Below are 24,767 nucleotides of genomic sequence, written 5' to 3'. Positions count from 1 at the left end.
CGGGGTCACAGCTCCGTCGGGGCGCGTTCGGTCAGGCCGTACTGCTTGGCGATGACGTTCCAGAGCTTGGCGGCCGTGGCCTTCTCCTTGCTCGCGGTGCCGCTCGCGCGGTTGGCCTCGTTGGGCTGCGTGGCGGCCTTGCCCTTCTTGCAGCCCTTCTTCCCGGCGGTCCGGTCGGCCCAGGCCGCGTAGTGGTTGTCGGCCGACGCCGAGGCCTGCCACGCCTTGGTGAGGGCCGCGGTCAGCTCGGTGTGCTGGGGCAGCTTGTCCACGGACAGCTGGGAGAGGCTGGTGACCAGCCCGGTGCGCTGCTTGGCGGCCTCGCGCAGGTCCTTGGCCGCCTGGGGGAGGTTGTCGCAGGACCGCACGTCGGCCACGGCGTTGATCACGGTGGTCCGGCTGTTGCCGCTGTGGGCGAGGAGCTTGTCCAGCTCGACGGCTTGCTGCCGCACCGGATCGGCGGACGGCGAGGCGGAGGCCGACGCGGACGCGGTCGCGGACTCGGAGGCGGGGGCCGTGGCGGACACGGTCTGGTTGCCGCCCTGGTCCTCCTCGCCGTCCCCGCCGGCCATCAGGGCACCGGCGCCGACACCGACGACGGCGATGCCGACACCGACGGCCGCGAAGAGCGGCAGCCGCGAGCCCGTCCGGCCGCCGCGGCCACCCCGGCCGCCGTCGTCGTATCCGCCGCGCCGCCTGCCGGCCCCGGCGCCGGGGCCCTGCGGGGCGTATCCGGACGGGCCGGCGGGGCCGGGTGGCCGCGGCTCGTCGAAGTCGAGGCGGGGCATCTGCTGGGTGCTGGAGGCCGCACCGTCGGCGGCCGGCGCGCTGCGGAAGAGGTTGTCGAACTCGGCGGGCGGCTGCCGTCCCTCGTCACCACCGGGCACGGGCGCGATGTACTGCGTGGCCTCGGCGTCGGGGTTGGGGACGGGCGCGGCGGGGGCGGGCTGCGGGGCGTACTGCGGGGCCCGGCCGAGGAACTGGGTCGACTCGGCGTGCGTCTCGACGGGTCTTTCCGGCGGCAGCGCCCCCGGGGCGACGGGGGGTATGTACTGCGTCGCACCCTCGTCCACGGGTACGCCGACCGGCGGCAGGTACTGGGTGACGCCCTCGTCGACGGGCGCCGACCCGGGCGCCTGCGGGAGCGGCGCCTGCGGCTGGGCGGCGGGCGAGGGCAGAGGCGCCTGCGGATACGCGTGGGACGACGGCAGGGGCGCCTGCGCATGAGGGGCGGCCGTCGGCAGGGGCGCCTGCGGCTGAGGGGCCGCCGCCTGGCCGTACTGCGGGTACGGCGGCTGCGCGCCGTAGGCGCCGCCGGCGGCCGGTGTGCCGTACGCCGGGGCGGGCGCGCCCTCCGGGGGCAGCGGGCCGGGGCCGGCCTGGGGCGGCAGGGCGCCGGGGGCCTGGGCCGGGCCGTCCGGCACGGACCAGGGCTGCGGGGCAGGAGAACCGGCGGACTCCAAAGACCCCCAGGGCTGGGCGCCGGACGGCGTGGGCCAGCCCTGGTCCGGGACCGGGCTCTGCTGCCCGGGGCCCCACGGCTGGTCCCAGGCCTGGCCGCCGGGCGGTGCCGAGGCGGGCGCGCCGACCTGCGGGCCGACGGGACCGCCGGCCGCCGGGCCGGGCAGCAAGGGCTCACCGCCGTCGGAGGGCAGCACGATGCCTTCGCGCGCTTGCCGCGCCGAGGGCTCCTCGCCCTGTCCGCTCTGCGTCACCGGGACTCCTACGAATGGGGGACCTTCGGAATCGTCGGCTCACGCTACCGGGTCCCCTGAGCCCGCTGCCACGCCGCCCGGGGCGTCAACTCCTTCCCTGTGACCGCAGTAACAAAACCGGGCCGCGGCACGCTGTTGATGGTCGTTTGCGCTCATCGGCCCGCGTTCACCGCCCTGTTCAGGCGGCCGCCTGCAGGTCGATCCGCGCCCCGAACTCCCTGACCACCGCCTCCTCCCGGTACGGCTCCAGTCGCGCCTGGAAGTCGTCCAGGTACTCGGCGCCGCGGTTCGAGCGCAGCGTCTCGAGGAGTTCCACGGCCTTCGTCGCGGTGGTGCAGGCCTGTTCGATCTCGCGCTGCTGCACCTGCGCGGTGGCGAGCAGCACATGCCCGATGGCCCGCCTGCGCGCCCGCGACTCGGGGTGCCCCTCCAGCGACTGCCGCGCGTACCGCGCCGCCGCGTCGGCCTGCCCGAGGTCCCGGTGGCAGTGCGCCAACTCGTCGGCGAGATAGGCCTCGTCGAAGTGCCTGATCCACACCGGGTCGTCCCCGGAGGCCGCGTCGGCCGCCTCCATGGCGCCGACCGCGCGCCCGGCCGCCTCGTGGGCGGCCCGCACGTCACCGAGCAGCGCGTGCCCGCGTGCCTCCGCCGCGTGGAACATCGCCTCCGCGCGCGGTGTGACCCGCCCGCGCGCACCCTCCTGCGCCGCGCGCGCCAACTGTGCGATCTCGCGCGGGTTTCCGAGCTGTGCGGCCAGATGGCTCATGGACGCGGCGAGGACGTACCCGCCGTATCCGCGGTCCCCGGCCGCCTGCGCGAGGCGCAGCGACTGGATGTAGTACCGCTGGGCCAGGCCCGGTTGCCCGGTGTCGACGGCCATGTAACCGGCGAGCTCGGTCAACCGGGCGACCGTGGCGAACAGTTCCCGTCCGACCGCCTCCCGGTAGGAACCGGCGAGCAGCCCCGAGACGACGCTGTTCAGGTAGTGCACGACCACCGGGCGCACGTGCCCGCTGCCGTACTGGTGGTCCAGGTCCACCAGGGCCTGCGTCATCGCCCGCACGGCCGCCACGTCCGACTGGCCCACCCGCGGCCCGGCCGAGCGCGACACCTGCGAGTCGGGCGCGGAGATCAGCCAGTCGCGGCTGGGTTCGACGAGCGCGGAGGCGGCGACGGACGAGCCGGACAGGAAGTCCCGGCGTCCCACGTCGCTGCGCCACAGCTCGCAGACCTGCTCGATGGCCCCCAGTACCGTCGGCGAGAACTGGAGGCCGACGCCCGACGCGAGGTTCTTGCCGTTGGCCATGCCGATCTCGTCGATCGTGACCGTGCGGCCGAGCTTGCGTCCGAGCGCCTCGGCGATGATCGCCGGGGCCCGGCCGCGCGGTTGCTGTCCACGCAGCCAGCGGGCCACGGACGTCTTGTCGTACCGCAGGTCGAGGCCGTGCTCGACGCCGCACATGTTGACCCGGCGGGCGAGGCCCGCGTTCGAGCAGCCCGCTTCCTGAATGAGCGCCTGCAGTCGTTCGTTCGGCTGCCGCGCGACGAGCGGCCTTGCGGCCATGGCATAACCCCCATGCGGTCTCTTGCGGTTCGATGCTGTCCCGGCGGACGAGAAGGTCCGGCCGTGAAGATCAATGCCCCGTCGATGTGCCGACAATGCGAGTCTTGCGAAGCTTGCGAGGATCGCCCGGGATGACGGTCGGTGACGATCGCCGCCGGTCCGTGCTGGTCTGCGCCGGTCCCCGTCGTGGCTACCCAGACGTGGCTACCCAGCTCGCGCGGCGAATCCTCCCGCGCGCCCCCACATATGCGCCCATGCGCCCCGAATGCGGCATCGATGCTCCTCCCCCGCGCGCGCAACCCCCGTAACCCGGGTTGAGCACGGGAGTTGTGGTTCACGTGACAGAGACCATCCGGGGCACCGAAACCGCTCAGATCCCGCAGCAGCGCGGCGCAACGCTGCTGGAGACCGCCGTCCGCTACGCCGAGGAGCGCCACTGGGACGTGTTCCCCGGCACCTGGCTGGAAGCCGCCGACGGAGTGCAGCGCTGCTCCTGCGGGGACCCGGCGTGCGCCGCCCCGGGAGCACACCCGGCGCGCGAGGACTGGGCGACGCAGGCGACGGGCAGCGCGACCGTCGCCCGCCGGATGTGGCAGAAGCAGCCGACGGCGTCGATCCTGCTGCCCACGGGGCGCACGTTCGACGCGATCGACGTGCCCGAGACGGCGGGGTTCCTGGCGCTGGCCCGGATGGAGCGGATGGAGCTGACGCTCGGGCCGGTGACGCTGACGCCGGACCGCCGCATGCGGTTCTTCGTGCTGCCGGGAGCCGCGGTGAAGGTGCCGGATCTTGTACGGCGGTTGGGGTGGTCGCCGCTGGCCCTTGATCTCACGGCGTTGGGGGAAGGGACGTACGTGGCTGCGCCGCCTACGCGGTACGGGACGCGGGGGGCCGTGCAGTGGGCCTGTCGGCCGACGCCGGCGAATCGGTGGTTGCCGGATGTGGAGGAGCTGATCTCGCCGTTGGCGTATGCGTGCGGCAGGGATCGTTAGGGGCGCCTATTCGCCTATTCGTCTGCCGGGTTGCAGTTTGTCTGGCGACCGCGGGCCCGTCGTGGTTGATCGCGCCCACGCGGCGGAGCCGCACATCGACACCGCCCCGCGCCCCTGACGGGACGCTTCTCCCTCCGTAGGGTTCGAAGGTGACGGAGGGAGACGCAGGTGGGTACGAGCGCCGTACGTGTGCAAGGGCTCTGGAAGCGGTTCGGGCAGCAGGTTGCCGTGGGTGGGGTTGATCTGGAGTTGCCTGCGGGCAAGTTCATCGGGCTTGTCGGGCCGAACGGGGCCGGGAAGACGACCACCCTCTCCATGGTGACCGGGCTGCTGCGGCCGGATCAGGGGTCGGTCCAGGTCGTCGGGCACGACGTGTGGCGCGATCCGGTGGAGGTGAAGGCCAGGATCGGCGTGCTGCCCGAGGGGCTGCGGCTGTTCGAGCGGCTGTCGGGGCGCGAACTGCTCGGCTACACCGGGCGGTTGCGCGGGCTGCCCGGCGCCGAGGTCGACAAGCGGGCCACCCAGTTGCTGGACATGCTCGACCTGGCCGGGGCCCAGCACAAGCTGGTCGTCGACTACTCGACCGGCATGCGGAAGAAGATCGGGCTCGCGGCAGCACTGCTGCACAATCCCGAAGTGCTGTTCCTGGACGAGCCGTTCGAGGGCGTCGACCCGGTGTCGGCCCAGACGATCCGCGGGGTGCTGGAGCGCTACACCGCCTCCGGCGCCACCGTCGTCTTCTCCTCCCACGTCATGGAGCTGGTGGAGTCGCTGTGCGACTGGGTGGCCGTCATGGCCGCCGGCCGCATCCGCGCCACCGGGACCCTCGCCGAGGTGCGCGGTGAGGCGGACTCGTTGCAGCAGGCGTTCCTCGAACTCGTCGGTGCCGGGGCCCGGGACGCCGGGTCCGACCTGGACTGGCTGGGTGGCGGGGCCCGATGAGAGCGGAAGCCGCGCCCGTCGCGTCCGTCACGTCCGTCTTCGTACGGCTGAAGCTGTCGCTGCTGCGCAACGGGCTGCGGCAGTCCGGCGGGCGGCGGGCCGCCTACATCGCGTCGGTCGTCGTCGTCCTGCTCTTCACCGCGCTCCAGCTGCTCGGCCTGATCGCCCTGCGCGGACACGCGCACGTGGACTCGCTGATCGTGCTGCTGGCGGCGGTGCTGGGACTGGGCTGGGCGGTGATGCCGCAGTTCTTCCCGAGCGGGGACGAGACGCTCGACCCGACCCGGCTGGTGATGCTGCCGCTGCGGCCCCGCCCGCTGGTCCGGGCCCTGCTCACGGCGTCGCTGGTGGGGATCGGGCCACTGTTCACGCTGTGCATGTTCGCCGGTTCCGTGGTCGCGGTCGCGCACGGCGGGGCGGCGTACGCCGTCGGGGTCGTCGGTGCCGTGCTCGCGCTGCTGGTGTGCGTGACCCTCGCCCGGGCCGTCGCCGCCGCCAACGTACGGCTGCTGACCAGCCGCAAGGGGCGTGACCTGGCGGTGCTGAGCGGACTGGTCGTCGCGGTCGGGGCGCAGCTCGTCAACTTCGGGGCGCAACGGCTGGGTTCGTCGGGCCTGGAGCAGCTCGATCCGGTGGCCGACGTGCTGCGCTGGGTGCCGCCCGCCTCCGCGGTCGGCGCGATGGACGCGGCGAGCGACGGGTCGTACGGCGTCGCCGTCGCCCAGCTGGCGCTCACCGCGGCGGCCCTGGTGCTGCTGCTGCGGGTCTGGTCGCGCCATCTGACCCGGCTGATGACCACGCCCGACGGCTCCACCCTCCAGGGCGACACCCGGCCGGTGCGCGAGCGGGACTCGGCGGGGCTCGCCCGGCTGCTCCCCGCCGGACGCACCGGCACCACCATGGAGCGCACCCTGCGCTATGTGTGGCGCGACCCCAAGACCAAGGCGGCCTGGGTGACGTCGCTGGCCATCGGTCTGATCGTGCCGGTGTTCAACGCCTGGCAGGGCACCGGTTCCGTCTACTTCGCGTGCTTCGCCGCCGGGATGCTCGGCATCCAGATGTACAACCAGTTCGGGCAGGACACGTCCGCCTTCTGGATGGTCGCGATGACGATCTCGTCGACGCGGGACGCCTACGTCGAGCTGCGGGCCCGCGCGCTGGCCCTGCTGCTGATCACGCTGCCGTACGCCACCCTCGTCACCGTCCTGACCACGGCGATGCTCGACGACTGGCGGACGCTGCCGGAGGCGCTGGGCCTGTCCTTCGCGCTGCTCGGCGCGATGCTGGCGACCGGCGCATGGACGTCGGCCCGTTTCCCGTACTCCATCCCGCAGGAGGGCTACAAGAACGTCGCGCCCGGTCAGGTCGGGCTGGCCTGGATCTCGATCGTCGGCGGCATGGTCGGCGCGGCCCTGCTGTGCGCGCCGGTGATCGCGCTGACGATCTGGCTCAACGTGCGCGAGGGCGGCGGCGGGGGCTGGCTGCTGCCGGTCGGCGCGGTGTACGGCGCGGGTCTGACGCTGCTCGGGCTGCGGCTGGCGGCGCCGCGTACGGCGGGTCGGCTGCCGGAGATTCTCACGGCGGTCAGCAAGGGGTGACGGGGTCAGCTCTCCCGGAGGCCGTCCAGGAAGGGTTCGATGGCCGCCCGCCAGGCCTCCGGCTGGTCGTAGTGGACGAGGTGGCCGGCGTCGGCGACCTCCGCGTACTGACCGTGGGGCAGCACCCGGACCATCTCCTGCGCCTCAGCGCGGCCCAGCTCGCCGTCGAGGCCGCGGACGACCAGGGTGGGGCAGCGCACCTGGGCCAGCTCCTCCCAGTGGGCGTCGTAGACCCAGGTCTCGCGGGACCTGAGCATCTGCTCCGGTTCGAAGACGGGCCGCCAGCCGTCCGGGGACTCGGCCATCACCTCGACGTAGAACTCGCCGCGGGCCGGATTCGGCCGTTCCACCCACGGGTCGTCCTCGCCGAACCACTTGCGCACGTCGGCGAGCGTGGCGAAGGGGACCGGCCAGGCCCGGAACCACTCGGCCCAGGTGTGCTGCGAGGCGGCGCCCAGCGCGGAGGCCCGCATGTCGCAGATGATCAGACCGCGGACCAGGTCGGGGCGTTTGGCGGCGAGCTGCCAGGCGGTCAGCGCACCCATGGCGTGGCCGATGAGGACGGCCGGGCCCAGGGCGAGCTGCTCCAGGGCGGCCTCGGCGTCCTCCACGTAGGCCTCCCGGGTGTAGGAGGCCCGCGGGGGCTTGTCGCTGCGGCCGTGGCCGCGCTGGTCGAGGGCGACGGCCCGGTGGCGGGCGGAGAGCCAGCGGGCCGTGGGGGCCCAGTGCGAGGCGCGGCCCATCAGGCCGTGCAGTAACAGCACGCCCGGCCGTCCGTCGGCCTCGTGCGCCCGGTCGGTCTTGGGAGGGTCGCCGAACTCCCAGGCGGCGAGGCGTACGCCGCCCGCGCCGGTCACGTCGATGCGCCGCGCCATAGGTCTGGCACCCCCAAGCTCCGCTCGGACGGCGCCCCTCGGGCCGCCGGTCCTGTGAACCGTGTCCTGCCTGCCGTGCCGTCCTGCTTGCCGGTCGACACTCGCAGCGTATCGAATACCTATTCGAAGACGCCGTTTCGGTGAGCAACACCCCTCGTTCGAGTGACCCCCCTCAGGGATTGATCGCCGCCGCCGGGGGGAGATCTTCAACGGGAGGCGGACCGCTCGGGGAAAACGGTCCGAGGGGATTGACCCTGAGAGCTCGGGGCTCCGGGTCAGCACAGGGGAGGACAGGCCCCGGCGCCATCGCGCGCCGGGGCCCTCTCCTTCTCTCCGGCACGTCCCTCCCCCTCTCCGGCCGGGTGACATCACTGTCGGCCCGCGGCCAAGAGCCCGCACACCATGGGTCGCACATCGCGGACCGCACATCGCGGCCGCACGCCACAGCCTCGCACGCGCGGCGGCCGGACGCTGCGATTCGGCGCACTGAATCCCGGAAACGACGGGAACCGCGCGATGGGCGCCGGTGGCGCGAACTCCCCGCACCGGGCGGGAAGTTGACGACTCAGCGCTTGGCGACGAACACGTGGGAGGCGATCTCCGACTCGAGCTCGGCCGCCTCGCCGCCGCTGCCCACCAGGACGCCGCCCGCCGACTCCGTCACGCTCACCACCGAGCCGGGCTGCACACCCGCCCGGCGCAGCGTGTACATCAGCTGCGCGTCCGTCTGGATCGGCTCGCCGATACGGCGCACGACGACCGTCTTGCCCTCCATGCCCGGGTCCAGGTCGGCGAGCGACACCATCCCCTCGTCCAGGAACGGGTCCGCGCCGTCGGTCTCGCCCAGCTCCTCCAGGCCCGGGATCGGGTTGCCGTACGGCGACTCCGTCGGGTGGCGCAGCAGCTCCAGCACGCGGCGCTCCACGGCCTCGCTCATCACGTGCTCCCAGCGACACGCCTCGGCGTGCACCTGCTCCCACTCCAGGCCGATCACGTCGACGAGCAGGCACTCCGCCAGGCGGTGCTTGCGCATCACCCGCGTGGCCAGCCGACGGCCCTCGTCGGTCAGCTCCAGGTGCCGGTCGGCCGCCACGGACACCAGACCGTCGCGCTCCATGCGCGCCACCGTCTGGCTGACCGTCGGGCCGCTCTGGTCGAGCCGCTCGGCGATCCGGGCGCGCATCGGGACCACACCTTCCTCCTCCAGCTCGAGGATGGTGCGGAGATACATCTCCGTGGTGTCGATCAGTCCGGACATACGTGCCCCTCGATGAGATTGCCGGAGGCTGCGGCCCACCGGCGCGTGCGCTGGCCCTGCATCCAATTCTGACGCATACCACTGACAACCGTGCCTCGCCGCGGAAAGCCGGGGCCACCCGGGGCTCCCCGAGGGCCGTCCGGCCGTCCGTACCGGCGTGTTCCGGCCACCGGTGCCGCCGCCGCGGCCCGGCCCGGCCCGGCGTATTGACACCGCACTGGTCCAGACCGCACGGTGATCGCGACGCAGCCACACCGAAGGGACACCGCATGAGCGACCGCAAGCCGGCCGGCCAGTTCCTCGACGCGGCGATCGACCTCCTGCGACGCGTGCGCGACGAGGAGGCGGACACCATCGAGGCGGCCGGTACGCTGCTCGCCGACACCGTGCAGAACGGCGGCCGGCTCTTCGCCTTCGGCGCCGGCCACTCCTCCCTCGCCGCGCAGGACGTCGTGTACCGCGCCGGCGGACTCGCCCTGATGAACCTGCTCGCCGTGCCCGGTGTCGTCGGCGTCGACGTCATGCCGGCCACGCTCGGCTCCGCCCTGGAACGCGTCGACGGTCTCGCGAGCGCCGTCCTCGACTCCTCGCCGCTGCGCGCGGGTGACGCCCTGGTGATCGTCTCCCTGTCCGGGCGCAACGCCCTGCCCGTGGAAATGGCCGTGAACGCACGCGCGCTGGGCGTGAAGGTGATCGGCGTGACCTCGGTGGCGTACACCTCCGGGACGACGTCGCGGCACGCCTCCGGCACCTTCCTCAAGGACCACTGCGACCTCGTCCTGGACTCCAAGATCGCCGTCGGGGACGCGGAGCTCACGCTCGACACCGTCCCGGCGCCCTTCGCGCCCGCGTCCACGGTCGTCACCAGCGCCCTCCTCCAGGCCGTGATGGCCACGGCGGCCACCTCCCTCGCCGACCGCGGCATCGAGCCCCCGCTGCTGCGCTCGGGCAACGTGGACGGCGGCCACGAATGGAACGGCCGCGTGCTGGACCAGTACCGGGACCGGATCTTCTACCGCCACTGATCCCCCCGCGGACCTGCCCCCGGGGCCCCACCACGGCCCGCCCGGACACGACCGGACCCACGCCCACCCGGGCACGCAGCCACCCGCCCGAACACCACCGGCCGCGTCCCCGCCCGCCCCGGCGCCGCAACCGACACCCCGCGCCCGAACACCATCGGCCACACACCCGCGCCCGCCGGCACCACCGGCCACACGCCCGCGGCCCGTCCGCGCCGGCGGTCGGGTGCGGGCGGCCGGCCCGGTGCCCTGCTACCTCTTCTCCGGCTGCTCCATCGTGTCGGCCAGGTCCAGGGCCGTTGCGATGTGGGTCGCCACGTCCTCGGCGTACATCGCGTCGGGGCGTTCGAAGGCGCTGCGGCCCGCGCCGCGCAGGAACGTCACGACTCCCAGGGTCCGGCCCCGGCTGCGCAGCACCGCGCACAGGCCGTGCACGGTGTCCGCCGGCCACTGCCGCGCCGCGGCCCACTCGCGCGCCTGCTCGGGCGTGGCCCTGACCCCCGCGCCGGTCCGCACCGAGCCCGTCCGCTCCACGCACTGCACCGCCGGATGCCCCTCGGCGTACCGCACCGGCACCCCCGCCGTCCCGGTCAACACGCTCGGGCCCGGCGCGCCGGACGGTGTGGCCGCGACCCGGACCAGCCGGACCGGCTCGGCCGTGTCGGTGTCCGCCGCCGACCCGCCCACCACCCGGTCGATCAGGGCGTGGTCGGCGAACCCGGCGAGCGCGAAGTCCAGGTGGACGACGGCCGCCTCCGCCGGATCCTCGCACTCGGCCGCCGCCCGCGCCGCCCGGTGCAGCTGATTGGCCCGGAACCGCAGCAGCGCCGCCTCCTGCTCGCCCTGTTTGGCCTCGGTGATGTCCTGGAAGAGCCAGCCGACGCCCAGGGGCACCGGCTCCTCGGCGAGCGGCGACGCCAGCCGCACGAACCCGCTGCGCCAGCACCGGCGCCGCTCGCCCTCGGAGGTGCGCACCCGCACCCAGACCTCGGCGGGCGCGGGCGGCGCGCCCTCCGCGAGGACGTGCGTCAGCGCGTTCTCCAGCTCCTCGACGCCCTGGGTGAGCAGCTCGCCCAGCGGCCGGCCCAGTACGGACGTACGCCCGGCGCCCAGCGCACGCGCCGCGTGGGCGTTGACCACGGCGGGGCGCAGGTCGGCGTCCACGAGCACGACACCCCAGCTCGCGTCCTCCAGCAGGGCCTCGCTCAGCGCGATGGACCGCTCCAGGTCGATCTGCGCGTGCACCTCGCTGAACGCGCAGTACACCCCCGCGGGTCTGCCGTCGGGGCCGCGCACGGCCGCGGACTGCGTACGCACCAGCACGCGCCCGCCGTCCTTGGTCAGCAGCGCGAACTCGTGCACCTGCCGCCCCGGCGCCCGCATCGCGGACAGCAGCCGCTCCTCGACCTCCCCGGCGTCCGCCGTGCGCACCGCCCAGCCGGCGAAGCCCTGCCGCCCCACGGCCTCGGCCGCGCTCCAGCCGAGGATCCGCTCCGCCTCACGGTTCCAGTGGGTGACGACCCCGTCCGCGTCGAAGGCGCACAGGGCGGCGTCCATGCCGTCGAGGAGCGCGGCCAACAGGTCCGCGCCGTCCCGCTCGGGCTGCTCCGGCTCGTCCGGCCCCAGCTCGTCGGTGGTCCCACTACGCCGGGAAGCACTCACCTGGACCCCCTGCAGGCTGCGTCCGCCGTACCGTACGCCGGTTCGTTCACTGGCCTTCATTCAACTCGAACGTGATGCACCACACACCGGGTTCCCGCAAGATTGCAGAAATCGTTGTACTGCGGAAACTCGGCATACGCCCCCGTCATGCCGGGTGCGGGACGAGCCGCAGATCGACCCATTCGTCACTCTCGCCGTCCAGCACGTACCGCTCCCGCTCCGCGAACCCCCGCGCCTCGGCGAACCGCAGCCCGTCGGCGTTGGCCGCCAGCACCACGGTCTCCACGGCCCCGGCGCCCAGTACGCGCGCGTGCGCGAGCCCCGACGCGTAGAGCGCCGTACCGATCCCGCGCCGGCGGAACGGGGGCAGTACCCGGGCGATCACGGTCGCCACCCGTTCCTCGCCCTCGGGCGGGCGCACGGTCGAGCAGCCGACGAGCACGTCCCCGAGGTAGGCGTTCTCCAGCCGGTAGCGCGCGCAGCGTTCCCGCGCCTCGTCCAGGGACATCGCGGCGGGCGGCACGACGGCGTTGTGCACGTGGCGCCACTCCTCCACCATGGCGTCGCCGTCCACGGTCGCGATCCGCAGCGTCGGGTCCGGCAGTCGGCCCAGTCGGTTCGTCATGGGCGGAACCGTAGGTGACCAGCGCGGACGCGTCCATGGAGATCGTCGGCGGATCCGGGGCGAAAAAACCGATTGCCCGGTGGGCGACCGGTTCCTAGGGTGTGGAGTACACGGAAGGGAGGTGGTTCGGCAGATGTATGACTACCGGACGCGTGAGGTGACTGCGGGCTAGCGGCTCGCCACCACACTCAGTGCGGTGCCGGACCAGCGTGTGACAGACGCGCGCGGCCGGCCCAATCCCAAGCAGTCACCCGACCCGCGAGTCGCCGGTACGTCCGGCCGGCTCCTCCACTGGAGGAACCAGACTCGCGGGTCGTCTGCGTGTACGGGGGCTCCTCGGCCCCCGCCCGTCAGTTCGCGATGTCCTCGTAGCCCTCGATCTCGCGCGGGTTGCGGGTCCCCGGGCCCACGTAGCGGGCGGAGGGGCGGACCAGGCGGCCGGTGCGCTTCTGTTCGAGGATGTGGGCGGACCAGCCGGCGGTGCGGGCGCAGGTGAACATCGAGGTGAACATGTGCGCCGGGACCTCGGCGAAGTCCAGCATGATGGCCGCCCAGAACTCGACGTTGGTGGCCAGGACGCGGTCGGGGCGGCGGGCGTGGAGTTCGGCCAGGGCGGCCTTCTCCAGGGCCTCCGCGACCTCGAAGCGCGGCGCGCCCAGGTCGCGGGCGGTGCGGCGCAGCACGCGCGCGCGGGGGTCCTCGGCGCGGTAGACGCGGTGGCCGAAGCCCATGAGGCGTTCGCCGGCGTCCAGGGTCTTCTTGACGTAGGCCTCGGCGTCGCCGGTGCGTTCGATCTCCTCGATCATGTGCAGGACGCGGGAGGGGGCACCGCCGTGCAGCGGGCCGGACATGGCGCCCACGGCGCCGGAGAGGGCGGCGGCCACGTCGGCGCCGGTGGAGGCGATGACGCGGGCGGTGAACGTGGACGCGTTCATGCCGTGCTCGGCGGCGGAGGTCCAGTAGGCGTCGACCGCGGCGACGTGCTTGGGGTCGGGCTCGCCGCGCCAGCGGATCATGAAGCGTTCGACCACCGACTGCGCCTTGTCGATCTCGCGCTGCGGGACCATGGGCAGCCCCTGGCCGCGGGCCGACTGGGCGACGTAGGACAGGGCCATGACGGCGGCGCGGGCCAGGTCGGCACGGGCCTGCTCGGCATCGATGTCCAGGAGGGGTTTGAGGCCCCAGACCGGTGCCAGCATGGCGAGCGCCGACTGGACGTCGACCCTGATGTCGCCGGAGTGCACCGGGATCGGGAAGGGCTCCGCGGGCGGCAGGCCCGGGTTGAAGGCACCGTCGACGAGCAGGCCCCAGACGTTGCCGAAGGAGACGTGCCCGACCAGGTCCTCGATGTCGACGCCGCGGTAGCGGAGGGCGCCGCCTTCCTTGTCGGGTTCGGCGATCTCCGTCTCGAACGCGACGACTCCTTCGAGCCCGGGTACGAAGTCGGACATCAGGCGGCTCCTCGTGATCGTGATGTGTGGCGACCGGCCCGTCGCGTGCACCGGGTCCCCCGGATCCGCGGTCCTGCTCCGACTCGCGGTCCTTGTGTGCGGTCATCCCTGTGATGCCCCGTTCGGTCGGCGGTCATCCAACCGGGACGGGACCAGCACGATATCTCCGAGTGCCACCTTTGGGGAGGGGGCGCGGCACTCAGTGCCACTCCGTGACGAAGGACACGACGCATACGGCAGGATGGCCGATGTGACCGACCGCGATGCCATCCCCCATGCTCTCGCCTCGATGCGCAAGCAGTACCGGGCCGAGGGGCTTTCCGAGTCAGCGCTCGCCGCCACCCCCGTCGAGCAGTTCGCGCGCTGGTTCAAGCAGGCCGCGACCGATGGCGGGCTGTTCGAGCCGAACGCCATGGTCGTCTCCACGGCCGACGCCGAGGGCCGGCCCAGCTCCCGCACGGTGCTGCTGAAGCACTTCGACGAGCAGGGCTTCGTCTTCTACACCAACTACGACTCCCGCAAGGCGCGCGAGCTGGGCGAGAACCCGTACGTCTCCCTGCTGTTCCCCTGGCACGGAATGGCCCGGCAGGTCGTCGTCACGGGCGTCGCGCGGCGGACCGGGCGGGACGAGACCGCCGCGTACTTCCGGACCCGGCCGCACGGCTCCCAGCTGGGCGCCTGGGCCAGCGTCCAGTCGGCGGTGGTGGCCGACCGGGGCGCCCTGGACTCCGCGTACGCCGAGCTGGCCGCGCGCTATCCGGAGGGCGAGCAGGTGCCGGTGCCGCCGCACTGGGGCGGGTTCCGGGTGGCGCCGCGGACGGTGGAGTTCTGGCAGGGACGCGAGAACCGGCTGCACGACCGGCTGCGGTACGTGGCGGAGGCGGACGGAAGCTGGCGGGTGGAGCGGCTCAGCCCCTGAGCGGACCGGGCTTCAGTCCAGCGCCTCGTCCAGCAGCCGGGCCCACTGCTCGACCACCCGTTCCCGGCGTGCCGCGTCGTCGGTGAGGAGGTTGGCGAGGCCCAGGCCGCGGGCCATGTCCAGCAGGCCCTGGACGGTCTCGCGGACGCCGGGCCGGGACTCGTCGGCGCCGAGGAGTTCGACCGCGATGCGGTGGCTGTCGCGGCCGACGCGGGCCTCCAGCTCGGTCACCCGGCCGCGCAGCTGCTCCTCGTTGGAGGCGGCGACCCACAGGTGGAGGGCGGCGCGGAACAGGGGCCCGGTGTAGAGGTCGACCAGGGCGGCGACCACGGCCCGGCGGTCGTCGGCGGCCGCGCCCTCGGGGAACAGGGCCCGCAGGGCGACGGACCGCTCCTCCGCGACGTACTCCACGGCCGCCGTGAACAGGTCCTCGCGGGTCGGGAAGTGGTGCTGGGCGGCGCCCCGGGAGACCCCGGCGTGTTCGGCGACGACGGAGACCGTGGAGCCCGCCCAGCCGCGTTCGGCGAGGCAGGCCACGGCGGCCTCGAGGAGCCGTTGCCGGGTGGCCCGGCTGCGGTCCTGCTTGGGCCTGCGCTCCGCACGGTCGGCCGTGTGCACGGCGCCGCTCACACCACCCATTCCGGATCCCGTCGTTCGAGGAAGGCCGTCATCCCCTCGCGGGCCTGCGGGGAGGCGAACAGCCGGGCCGAGAGCGCGGTCAGGTCGGCCGCGTCCCGGTCGAAGGCCTCCAGCACCCTAGCCGTGAGCAGCCGTTTCGTCTCGGCCAGGCCCTGCGGTGAGGCGCGGCGCACACCGTCCAGGACGGGTTCCAGTACGGCGTCCACGTCGTCGCCCGCCGCCGTGACCAGGCCGATCCGGGCGGCCTCGGCGGCGTCGAGGCGCTCGCCGGTGAGGTAGTAGCGGGCGAGGGCGCGGGGGTCGGTGCGCGTCAGGAGCGGGAGGGAGATGACGGCGGGGGCCACGCCGATGCGCACCTCCGTGAAGGCGAAGGTGGCCTCCGTCGACGCCGCCGCGATGTCGCAGGCGGCCAGCAGGCCGAGGCCGCCCGCGCGGACGTGTCCGCAGACGCGGGCCACGACCGGCTTGGGCAGCTCGACGATCTGACGGAGCAGGCCGACCAGGGCGCCCGGGTCGGGCGGGTCGCGCAGGTCGGCGCCGGCGCTGAAGGTGTTGCCGGTGTGGGTGAGAACGACGGCGCGGACGTCGGTGTCCTGGCCGGCGTCGGTGAGGGCGGCGGCCAGGTCGGTGACGAGGGCGGCGGAGAGGGCGTTGCGGTTGTGCGGGGAGTCGAGGGTGAGGATCTCGACGCCCCGCGCGCGCGTGCGGGCGACCGGGCTCATGAGTGGCGCTCCCGCAGTTCCCGGCGCAGGATCTTGCCGCTGGCCGCCCTGGGCACGCCGTCGATGAAGGTGACCCCGCGGACGCGTTTGTAGGGCGCGACGCGTTCGGCGACGTACATCATGATCTCGCCCGCCGAGAGGTCGTCCGCGGCGGCCGGCCCGCGCACCACGTACGCGTGCGGCACTTCGGTGCCGTCGTCGTTGTACACCCCGACGACGGCCGCGTCGGCGACGCCGGGGTGGGTGAGCAGCAGGGCCTCCAGTTCGGCGGGGGCCACCTGGAAGCCCTTGTACTTGATGAGCTCCTTGACCCGATCGACGACGAACAGCCAGCCCTCGGCGTCGACGTGTCCGACGTCGCCGGTGTGCAGCCAGCCGTCCTCGTCGATCATGGCGGCGGTCGCGTCGGAGCGGCCCAGGTAGCCCTTCATGACCTGGGGGCCGCGGATGAGGATCTCGCCGGACTCCCCGGTCCCGAGGTCCTTGCCGGGGTCGGTGAGGGAGACGATGCGCATCTCGGTGCCGGCGATCAGCTTGCCGACGGTTCCGGGCGGCGCCTCGGCCATGGCGTCCAGGGGGACCACGTGGGTGCCCGGGGACAGTTCCGTCATGCCGTAGGCCTGGCCGACGGGCGGCAGGCCGAGCCGCTGCGAGCAGGCGGCGGCGAGCTTCGCGTCCAGGGGGGCGGCGGCGCTGACGACGTACTTCAAAGAGGAGAGGTCGTAGTCGGCGACCAGGGGGTGCTTGGCGAGGGCGAGGACGATCGGCGGGGCGACGTACAGGCCGGTGATGCGGTGGTTCTGGATGGCGGCGAGAAACTGCTCCAGGTCGAAGCGGGGCAGGACGACGACGGTGGCGCCGAGCCGCAGCGGCGCGTTCATGAGGGCGGTGAGGCCGTAGATGTGGAAGAACGGCAGCACGGCGAGGACGCGGTCGCCCGGCGCGGCCGGCATCAGCGGTTCGAGCTGGGCGAGGTTGGTGGCGATCTGCCGGTGGGTGAGCATCACCCCCTTGGGGGTGCCGGTGGTGCCCGAGGAGTACGGCAGCGCGGCGACGTCCTCGGCCGGGTCGACGGCGACGGACGGTTCGGGCGCGGTCGAGGCCAGCATGTCGATGAGCGAGCGGTGGCCGGGCGCGCTGTCGCAGACGAAGATCTCCCGTACACCGCCGGCGAGTTCGGCGGCCCGGCGGGCGGTTTCCAGCAGGGGCGAGACGGTGACGATCCAGCGGGCCCGGGAGTCGGCGAGCTGCTTGGCCAGCTCCTCCGCCGTGGCGAGCGGGTGCACGGTGGTGACCGAGGCACCCGCGCGCGTGGCGGCGTAGAAGGCGAGCGGGAAGGCGACCGTGTTGGGGCTGTGCAGGGCGAGGACGTCGCCCTTGCGGACACCGGCCTCGGCGAGGGCGGCGGCGACGCGCCGGTGGAACCGGTCCACCTGCTCGTAGGTGAGGGTGGTGCCGTCGGTGCCGTCGATCAGCGCCGGGGTGCTGCCGAAGCCCGCGGCCCGGCCGAGCACCGCGTCGTGGATGGGCAGGTCGACGGGCGGGACATCTGCGTACGCGCTGCGGAACACGGTTCCTCCCAAACGGGTTGGGGCACGGGCTAGTACGACTTGGGCAGACCCAGGGTCTGGTGGGAGACGTAGTTGAGGATCATCTCCCGGCTCACCGGTGCGATACGGGCCACGCGCGCCGCCGTTATCAGCGAGGCGAGCCCGAACTCGCGCGTGAGGCCGTTGCCGCCGAGGGTGTGGACGGCCTGGTCGACGGCCTTCACACAAGCCTCCCCGGCGGCGTACTTGGCCATGTTGGCGGCCTCGCCGGCGCCCGTGTCGTCACCGGCGTCGTAGAGGTGGGCCGCCTTCTGCATCATCAGGCGGGCGAGTTCGAGGTCGATGTGCGCCTGGGCGAGCGGGTGGGCGATGGCCTGGTGGGCGCCGATGGGGGTCTTCCAGACGGTGCGCTCGCGGGCGTACTCCAGGGCCCGGGAGAGCGCGTAGCGACCCATGCCGATCGCGAACGCCGCCGTCATGATGCGCTCGGGGTTGAGGCCGGCGAAGAGCTGGAGGAGGCCCGCGTCCTCGTCGCCGACGAGCGCTTCGGCGGGCAGCCGCACGTCGTCGAGGGTCAGCTCGAACTGCTTCTCCGCGGCGTTGAGTTCCATGTCGATCTGCCGGCGCTCGAAGCCGGGGGTGTCGCGGGGGACGATGAACAGACAGGGCTTGAGCCTGCCGGTGCGGGCGTCTTCCGTTCGGCCGACGACGAGGGTGGCGTCGGCGATGTCGACGCCGCTGACGAAGACCTTGCGGCCGGTGAGGAGCCAGTCGGTGCCGTCTTTGCGTGCCGTCGTGGTGATGCGGTGGCTGTTGGAGCCGGCGTCGGGTTCGGTGATGCCGAAGGCCATGAGGCGGGTGCCGTCGGCGAGCGGCGGGAGCCACTCGCGCTTCTGTTCGTCGGTGCCGAAGCGGGCGATGACGGTGCCGCAGATCGCCGGGGAGACGATCATCATGAGCAGGGGGTTGCCCGAAGCGCCCATCTCTTCGAGGACGAGGGAGAGTTCGGTGATGCCGCCGCCGCCACCGCCGTACGCCTCCGGCAGGTTGACGCCGATGTAGCCGAGCTTGGCTGCGTCTTGCCAGAGGCGGGTGTTGTCTTCGGCGTTGAGGGTGTGGGGGTGGGTTTTGGCGAAGGCCGTTACCGCTTCGCGGAGGGACTTGTGCTCTTCGGATTCGAGGAGGGTGGTCATCTCTGTGCTCCTTCGGGTGCGGGATTCGTCGTGGCTTGTCGCGCAGTTCCCCGCGCCCCTACTCGGCATCTCCCTCTACTACGGCCAAGAGGGCGCCGACCTCCACTTGCCTGCCGGGCTCGGCGTTGAGGGCCGTCAGCGTGCCCGTGGCCGGGGCGGTGATCCTGTGTTCCATCTTCATGGCCTCCAGCCACAGGAGGGGCTGGCCGGCTTCGACCCTCGCCCCCTCCGTCAGGCCCTCCGCGACGCGGACGACCGTGCCCGGCATGGGGGCCAGGAGGGAGCCGGGGGCGTGCTGGGCGGTGGGATCGGGGAAGCGGGGCAGAACGGTGAGGGTGGTGGCGTTGACGTGGACGCGGTCGCCGTAGCGGGCGACCTCGTAGCGGCGCTGTACGCCGTCCGCTTCGAGGACGACCCGCGTGGCGTCGGCGTGGACGACGCGTACGCCGTCGGCGGCGAGGCCCGTGCGGGTGTGGTGGTAGCGGACCTCGTGTTCCTCGCCCGCCATGGCGTACCGCTTGAGCTGGGGCTGCGAGGGCAGGTTGCGCCAGCCGCCGAAGCGGGAGCGGGCGGGCGCGCTCGCGTCGGCGAGGGCGGCGGCCAGCGGAGCGAGAGGGTCCGGCGCCGGCACCGTCAGGTCGGTCAGGTGGCGGTCGTAGAAGCCCGTGTCCATGCGGGCGGACGTGAACTCCTCGTGGCGCAGGGAGCGGACGAGGAGGTCCCGGTTGGTGACCGGGCCGTGGATCGCCGCCCGTTCCAGGGCGCCGGCGAGGCGGCGGACGGCCTCCGCACGGGTGGGTGCGTGGGCGACCACTTTGGCGAGCATCGGGTCGTAGTGGACGCCGATGTCGTCGCCGTCGGTGTAGCCGGTGTCCAGGCGAATGCCGTCCGGGACGGCGAGGCGGTGCAGGCGGCCGGTCTGCGGGGCCCAGCCCTGCGCGGGGTCCTCGGCGTACAGGCGGGCCTCGACGGCGTGGCCACGCGCGCGGGGGAGGTCGTTGTCGAGAGCGTGGCCCTCGGCGATCCGCAGCTGGAGGGCGACGAGGTCAACGCCGAAGATCGCCTCCGTCACCGGGTGTTCGACCTGGAGCCGGGTGTTCATCTCCAGGAAGTACGCCCTGCCGTCGGCACCGACCAGGAACTCGACGGTTCCGGCGCCCACGTAGGAGACGGCGCGGGCGGCGCGGACGGCCGTGTCGCGCAGCTCGGCGTCGAGCCGGGGACTCAGGCCGGGTGCCGGGGCCTCCTCGATCACCTTCTGGTGGCGGCGCTGGAGGGAGCAGTCCCGGGTGCCGAGCGCCCACACCGTGCCGTGGGTGTCGGCGAGGATCTGCACCTCCACGTGGCGGCCGTTCTCGACGTACGGCTCGACGAACACCTCGCCGTCACCGAAGGCGCTCGCCGCCTCCGCGCGGGCGGCGGTCAGTTCGGCTTCGAGGTCGACGAGACGCCGTACGACGCGCATGCCGCGCCCGCCGCCACCGGCCGCCGCCTTCACCAGGACCGGCAGGTCGGCCTCGGTGACCCGGTCCAGGGGCGCGATGCCCATCAGCTCCTTGGCGCGCGTCTTGGACGCCATCGCCTCGATCGCCTCCGGCGGCGGCCCGATCCACACCAACCCCGCGTCCCGCACCGCGCGCGCGAAGTCGGCGTTCTCGGAGAGGAAGCCGTAACCGGGGTGCACGGCGTCCGCTCCGGCGGCGATCGCGGCCTTCACGATCAGGTCGCCGCGCAGATAGGTGTCGGCGGAGGCCGTCCCCGGCAGTCGTACGGCCGCGTCGGCCACGCGCGCGTGGAGGGCGTTCTCGTCGGCGTCCGAGTGCACCGCGACCGTTCGGATTCCCGACTCACGGCAGGTGCGGAAGATCCGGCAGGCGATCTCGCCCCGGTTGGCGACGAGGACGGTGCTGATCACGATGTCTCCCTCGTTGATCACGGGGTTCCCCTCACATCCGGAAGATGCCGAAGCCACCGCGCGCACCCTCGTAGGGCGCGGTGTGGATCGCGGACAGGCACAGGCCGAGGACGGTGCGGGTGTCGCGCGGGTCGATGACGCCGTCGTCGTAGAGCCGCCCGGACAGGAACATGGGCAGCGACTCGGCCTCGATCTGCTGCTCCACCATGGCGCGCAGCGCCGCGTCGCCCTCCTCGTCGTACGGCTGTCCCTTGGCGGCGGCCGACTGGCGGGCGACGATGGACAGCACGCCGGCGAGCTGCTGCGGGCCCATGACGGCGGACTTGGCGCTGGGCCAGGCGAAGAGGAAGCGGGGGTCGTACGCCCTGCCGCACATGCCGTAGTGACCGGCGCCGTAGGAGGCGCCCAGGAGGACGGACAGGTGGGGGACGCGGGAGTTGGAGACCGCGTTGATCATCATCGCGCCGTGCTTGATGATGCCGCCCTGCTCGTACTCCTTGCCGACCATGTAGCCGGTGGTGTTGTGCAGGAAGAGGAGCGGGATGTCGCGCTGGTTGGCGAGCTGGACGAACTGGGCGGCCTTCTGTGACTCCTCGCTGAAGAGGACCCCTTGGGCGTTGGCCAGGATGCCGACCGGGTAGCCGTGCAGGGACGCCCAGCCGGTGGTCAGGCTCGTCCCGTACAGCGGCTTGAACTCGTCGAAGTCGGAGGCGTCGACGATCCGGGCGATCACCTCGCGCGGGTCGAAGGGGGCCTTGAGATCGCCCGGGACGATGCCGAGCAGGTCCTCCGCGTCGTACTTGGGTGGCTCCGCGAGGGGCGGGTCCGGGTACGCCTTGCGGTGGCCCAGTCGGGCGACGACGCGGCGGGCCTGGCGCAGGGCGTCCGGCTCGTCGACGGCGAAGTAGTCGGCGAGACCGGAGGTGCGGGCGTGCATCTCGGCGCCACCCAGCGACTCGTCGTCGCTCTCCTCACCGGTGGCCATCTTGACCAGGGGCGGCCCGCCGAGGAACACCTTCGCCCGCTCCTTGACCATGATCACGTGGTCGGACATGCCGGGGATGTACGCGCCCCCGGCCGTGGAGTTGCCGAAGACGACGGCGACGGTCGGGATGCCGGCCGCCGACAGCCGGGTGAGGTCCCGGAAGATCGCGCCGCCGGGGATGAAGATCTCCTTCTGGGACGGCAGGTCGGCGCCGCCGGACTCGACCAGGCTGATGCAGGGCAGCCGGTTGGCGAGCGCGATGTCGTTGGCGCGCAGGGCCTTCTTCAGCGACCAGGGGTTGCTGGCGCCACCGCGCACGGTCGGGTCGTTGGCGGTGATCAGGCACTCGACGCCCTCGACGACCCCGATGCCGGTGACGAGGGATCCGCCGACGGCATACTCGCTCCCCCAGGCGGCCAGCGGCGACAGCTCCAGGAAGGGCGTGTCGGGGTCGAGGAGCAGCTCGATGCGCTCGCGGGCGAGCAGCTTGCCGCGCTTCCGGTGCCGGGCGACGTACTTCTCACCCCCGCCCGCGAGCGCCTTGGCGTGTTCGGCGTCCAGGTCGGCGAGCTTGGCGAGCATGGCCTCGCGGTTGGCTCGGTGGTCGGGGGCGGCGGGGTCGAGGGCGGAGGCGAGGACGGTCACAGCAGAACCTCCGGGATGTCCATGTGCCGGGCGCGCAGCCATTCGCCGAGTGCCTTGGCCTGCGGGTCGAAGCGGTGCTGGGCGGCGACGCCCTCGCCGAGGAGGCCCTCGACGACGAAGTTGAGGGCGCGCAGGTTGGGGAGCGGGTGCCGGGTGACGGGGAGGTCGCGGGCCTCGGGGATCAGTTCCCGGAACCGGTCGGCGGTCAGCTCGTGCGCGAGCCAGCGCCAGGCCTCGTCGGTCCGCGCCCACACACCGACGTTGGCGTCCCCGCCCTTGTCGCCGCTGCGGGCGCCGGCGACGAGACCGAGGGGGGCGCTTCTGCGCGGCCCCGGCGGGAGCGGCTGCGGCAGGGAGGGTTCCGGTACGTCCGTCAGTACGGCGGTGTCCTGGGCCGGCGCCACCGGCACCCGGCGTCCGTCGTGGAGCACGGCCACGTGGTCGACGGTGTCCTGGGGGACGTGGGTGGCCTCGAAGACCCCATAGGGCGCGCCCTTTCCGGGTGGCGCGAGCACATGGAAGCCGGGGTAACCGGCCAGCGCCAGCTCGACGGCGGCCCCGCTGAGCGCCCGCCCCACGACCTGCTGGTCGGCGTCCCGGACGACGAGCCGCAGCAGGGCGCTGGCCGTCTCCTCGGTCGGGGCGTCGGGCCGGTCGGTGCGGACCAGGTCCCAGCGGACGTCGGCGGCCTTGCCGAGCACCGGCTCCATCTGGGCCCGCACCAGCGCGGCCTTGGCCTCGATGTCGAGGCCGGTGAGGACGAAGGCGACCTCGTTGCGGAAGCCTCCGAGGCGGCTCCGCCCGACCTTGAGGGTGGGCGGGGGCGCCTCGCCGCGCACCCCCTCGACCCGCACCCGGTCGGGCCCGTCCTGGGTGAGCCGTACGGTGTCCAGCCGGGCGGTGACGTCGGGTCCGGCGTACCGGGCGCCGCCGGTCTCGTACAGCAGCTGGGCGGTGACCGTGCCGACGTCGACGAAGCCGCCGGTGCCGTCGTGCTTGGTGATGACGCAGGTGCCGTCGGCGTGCAGTTCGGCGAGGGGAAAGCCGGGGTGCCGTACGTCGCCGTCCCGGAAGAACGCGTAGTTCCCGCCGGTCGCCTGCGCCCCGCACTCCAGCACGTGCCCGGCGACGACCGCGCCCGCGAGCCGGTCGTACTCCGTCGGCGCCCAGCCGAAGTGCGCGGCGGCGGGCCCGGTGACCAGGGCGGCGTCGGTGACCCGCCCGGTCACGACGACGTCGGCGCCCGCGCGCAGGCACGCGGCGATGCCGAAACCGCCGAGGTAGGCGTGGGCGGTCAGGGCTCCCGGGTGGGCGGCGGTGAGGTCGTCGCCCTCGACGTGGGCGACCCGTACGGGGATGCCGAGCCGGTCGGCGAGGGCGCGTACGGCGTCCGCGAGACCGGCGGGGTTGAGTCCGCCGGCGTTGGCGACGATCCGCACACCCCGCTCGTGGGCGAGGCCGAGGCACTCCTCCAGCTGGCGCAGGAAGGTGCGGGCGTATCCGGCGTTCGGGTCCTTCAGCCGGTCCCTGCCCAGGATGAGCATGGTCAGCTCGGCGAGGTAGTCGCCGGTGAGGACGTCCAGCGGCCCGCCGGTGAGCATCTCGCGCAGGGCGGCGAAGCGGTCGCCGTAGAAGCCGGAGGCGTTGCCGATGCGGAGCACGCTCACCGGGCGGTTCCCTTCGGCGGGCGTCCGGCTCCCGGCGGTCCGGCGAAGGCCTGGGCGAGGTCCAGCCAGCGGTCGGCGTCCGGGCCCTCGGCGGTGAGGGCGAGGTCGGTGCGGTGGGCGCGCTGGGTGGCGAGGAGGCAGAAGTCGAGCGCGGGGCCGGTGACGCGCTGGGCGGCGTCCTCGGGGCCGTAGGTCCACAGGTCCCCCGCGGGGCCGGTGAGCTCGACGCGGAACGGGGCGGCCGGCGGGGTGAGGCCGTGGGCCGCGTAGGCGAAGTCCCGGGCGCGGACGCCGATGCGGGCGATGTGCCGCAGACGGTCGGTGGGCGGCCGGGTGGCGCCGAGGGTGTCGGCGATGTCGAGGCCGTGGGCCCAGGTCTCCATCAGGCGGGCGGTGGCCATGGAGGCGGCGGCCATGGGCGGGCCGTACCAGGGGAAGCGGGCGCCGGGAGCCGACTCCCGCAGCGCCTCGTCGAGGGCGGCGCGGCCCTCCCGCCAGGCGGCCAGCAGCGCGTCGGGGTCCTGGCGGGCGCCTTCCTCGGCGCCGTCGTCGACGTACCGGTCGGGGGCGGCGAGGGCCTGCTCCACCAGTCGCCTGAATCCGTCCTCGTCGGTGACGGCGACGCGTGCGGCCCGGTCGGTCCAGGCCAGGTGCGCGATCTGGTGGGCGATCGTCCAGCCGGGCGCGGGGGTGGTGAGCCGCCACTCCTCGGGGCTCAGCCGGGCGACCAGCGCGTCGAGCTCCTCGCTCTCCTCGCGCAGGTCGTCGATCACGGGCGTCGGGTCGGACACGGGGCGCTCCCCTCGGGCACGGCGGCGTGCGGCGCGG

The 24,767-nt window shown here is 73.5% G+C and carries 20 protein-coding genes; 5 read left to right on the top strand and 15 right to left on the bottom strand.

All coding sequences use genetic code 11. From position 1 onward, the window contains the following. Positions 1-5: 5 nt before the first annotated feature. Together ACIGO6_RS17035 and ACIGO6_RS17030 are read right to left on the bottom strand one after the other, a co-directional pair. Positions 6-1,715, bottom strand: coding sequence for a hypothetical protein (locus ACIGO6_RS17035; RefSeq protein WP_399876479.1), 1,710 nt, complete (start codon positions 1,713-1,715; stop codon positions 6-8). Positions 1,716-1,893: 178 nt separating this feature from the next. After that, entirely contained in the window at positions 1,894-3,279 is a 1,386-nt protein-coding gene (locus tag ACIGO6_RS17030; RefSeq protein ID WP_399876476.1) for a transcriptional regulator, read from the bottom strand. A 338-nt stretch (positions 3,280-3,617) separates the two neighbouring features. On the opposite strand from ACIGO6_RS17030, the gene ACIGO6_RS17025 reads away from it, so the two are divergent. The 3 genes from ACIGO6_RS17025 (at position 3,618) to ACIGO6_RS17015 (ending at position 6,811) form a co-directional block, all read left to right on the top strand. Next, positions 3,618-4,271 carry a bifunctional DNA primase/polymerase gene (locus tag ACIGO6_RS17025; RefSeq protein WP_399876474.1) on the top strand — a complete coding sequence of 218 codons (654 nt, stop codon included), beginning with the start codon at positions 3,618-3,620 and terminating at the stop codon, positions 4,269-4,271. A gap of 168 nt (positions 4,272-4,439) precedes the next feature. Further along, positions 4,440-5,213, top strand: a complete 774-nt coding sequence (locus tag ACIGO6_RS17020) for an ABC transporter ATP-binding protein (RefSeq protein ID WP_399876472.1) — start codon at positions 4,440-4,442, stop codon at positions 5,211-5,213. Further along, positions 5,210-6,811 carry a transporter gene (locus ACIGO6_RS17015; protein ID WP_399876469.1) on the top strand — a complete coding sequence of 534 codons (1,602 nt, stop codon included), beginning with the start codon at positions 5,210-5,212 and terminating at the stop codon, positions 6,809-6,811. The genes ACIGO6_RS17020 and ACIGO6_RS17015 overlap by 4 nt, the downstream gene beginning before the upstream one ends. Positions 6,812-6,816: 5 nt before the next feature. Here ACIGO6_RS17015 and ACIGO6_RS17010 read toward each other — a convergent pair whose 3' ends face one another. Further along, complete coding sequence (locus tag ACIGO6_RS17010) at positions 6,817-7,686, bottom strand: alpha/beta fold hydrolase (RefSeq protein WP_399876466.1); 870 nt, start codon at positions 7,684-7,686, stop codon at positions 6,817-6,819. Positions 7,687-8,251: 565 nt separating this feature from the next. After that, entirely contained in the window at positions 8,252-8,944 is a 693-nt protein-coding gene (locus ACIGO6_RS17005) for a metal-dependent transcriptional regulator (protein ID WP_399876463.1), read from the bottom strand. Between the two features lie 269 nt (positions 8,945-9,213). Between ACIGO6_RS17005 and ACIGO6_RS17000 the strand changes: the two genes are divergently transcribed. After that, positions 9,214-9,969, top strand: a complete 756-nt coding sequence (locus ACIGO6_RS17000; RefSeq protein ID WP_399876460.1) for an SIS domain-containing protein — start codon at positions 9,214-9,216, stop codon at positions 9,967-9,969. A 249-nt stretch (positions 9,970-10,218) separates the two neighbouring features. Here the strand turns inward: ACIGO6_RS17000 and ACIGO6_RS16995 are convergent, their stop codons facing one another. The 3 genes from ACIGO6_RS16995 to ACIGO6_RS16985 form a co-directional block, all read right to left on the bottom strand. Further along, positions 10,219-11,628, bottom strand: a complete 1,410-nt coding sequence (locus tag ACIGO6_RS16995) for a PAS domain-containing protein (RefSeq protein WP_399876457.1) — start codon at positions 11,626-11,628, stop codon at positions 10,219-10,221. Between the two features lie 145 nt (positions 11,629-11,773). Further along, positions 11,774-12,253: a GNAT family N-acetyltransferase gene (locus ACIGO6_RS16990; protein ID WP_399876454.1), complete on the bottom strand. Its 480-nt coding sequence runs from the start codon at positions 12,251-12,253 to the stop codon at positions 11,774-11,776. Positions 12,254-12,603: 350 nt separating this feature from the next. After that, on the bottom strand, positions 12,604-13,704 hold the full coding sequence (locus ACIGO6_RS16985; RefSeq protein ID WP_399876451.1) for a citrate synthase 2: 1,101 nt from the start codon (positions 13,702-13,704) through the stop codon (positions 12,604-12,606). Between the two features lie 241 nt (positions 13,705-13,945). Here ACIGO6_RS16985 and pdxH point away from each other — a divergent pair, with 241 nt between their 5' ends. After that, positions 13,946-14,623 (top strand): pyridoxamine 5'-phosphate oxidase, encoded by a 678-nt coding sequence (pdxH, locus tag ACIGO6_RS16980; RefSeq protein WP_399876449.1) that lies wholly within the window; start codon positions 13,946-13,948, stop codon positions 14,621-14,623. A gap of 12 nt (positions 14,624-14,635) precedes the next feature. On the opposite strand, the gene ACIGO6_RS16975 is transcribed toward pdxH, so the two are convergent. The 8 genes from ACIGO6_RS16975 to ACIGO6_RS16940 are packed head-to-tail and all read right to left on the bottom strand — an operon-like array spanning position 14,636 to position 24,730. Further along, positions 14,636-15,262, bottom strand: coding sequence for a TetR/AcrR family transcriptional regulator (locus ACIGO6_RS16975; RefSeq protein WP_399876446.1), 627 nt, complete (start codon positions 15,260-15,262; stop codon positions 14,636-14,638). Further along, positions 15,250-15,984 carry an enoyl-CoA hydratase family protein gene (locus tag ACIGO6_RS16970; RefSeq protein ID WP_399876443.1) on the bottom strand — a complete coding sequence of 245 codons (735 nt, stop codon included), beginning with the start codon at positions 15,982-15,984 and terminating at the stop codon, positions 15,250-15,252. Before ACIGO6_RS16970 ends, ACIGO6_RS16975 begins: the two co-directional genes overlap by 13 nt. Continuing rightward, positions 15,981-17,555, bottom strand: coding sequence for a 4-coumarate--CoA ligase family protein (locus tag ACIGO6_RS16965; protein ID WP_399876440.1), 1,575 nt, complete (start codon positions 17,553-17,555; stop codon positions 15,981-15,983). Before ACIGO6_RS16965 ends, ACIGO6_RS16970 begins: the two co-directional genes overlap by 4 nt. 29 nt (positions 17,556-17,584) lie before the next feature. Continuing rightward, positions 17,585-18,727 carry an acyl-CoA dehydrogenase family protein gene (locus ACIGO6_RS16960; RefSeq protein WP_399876437.1) on the bottom strand — a complete coding sequence of 381 codons (1,143 nt, stop codon included), beginning with the start codon at positions 18,725-18,727 and terminating at the stop codon, positions 17,585-17,587. 58 nt (positions 18,728-18,785) lie between these two features. Next, the gene (locus ACIGO6_RS16955) at positions 18,786-20,642 is read right to left on the bottom strand and encodes a biotin carboxylase N-terminal domain-containing protein (RefSeq protein WP_399877009.1); all 1,857 of its coding nucleotides are present in this window, start codon (positions 20,640-20,642) and stop codon (positions 18,786-18,788) included. Positions 20,643-20,673: 31 nt separating this feature from the next. After that, entirely contained in the window at positions 20,674-22,272 is a 1,599-nt protein-coding gene (locus ACIGO6_RS16950; RefSeq protein WP_399876434.1) for an acyl-CoA carboxylase subunit beta, read from the bottom strand. Further along, positions 22,269-23,939 carry an acyclic terpene utilization AtuA family protein gene (locus ACIGO6_RS16945; RefSeq protein ID WP_399876431.1) on the bottom strand — a complete coding sequence of 557 codons (1,671 nt, stop codon included), beginning with the start codon at positions 23,937-23,939 and terminating at the stop codon, positions 22,269-22,271. Before ACIGO6_RS16945 ends, ACIGO6_RS16950 begins: the two co-directional genes overlap by 4 nt. Continuing rightward, positions 23,936-24,730, bottom strand: a complete 795-nt coding sequence (locus tag ACIGO6_RS16940) for a TIGR03084 family metal-binding protein (RefSeq protein WP_399876428.1) — start codon at positions 24,728-24,730, stop codon at positions 23,936-23,938. Before ACIGO6_RS16940 ends, ACIGO6_RS16945 begins: the two co-directional genes overlap by 4 nt. Positions 24,731-24,767 lie beyond the last annotated feature (37 nt).

Origin of the sequence: Streptomyces sp. NPDC053750 (genome assembly GCF_044544295.1) — a bacterium.
Taxonomy (GTDB): domain Bacteria; phylum Actinomycetota; class Actinomycetes; order Streptomycetales; family Streptomycetaceae; genus Streptomyces.
The sequence above is the reverse complement of the archived record's forward strand: the minus strand, read 5'-3'. Positions and strand labels throughout refer to the sequence as shown.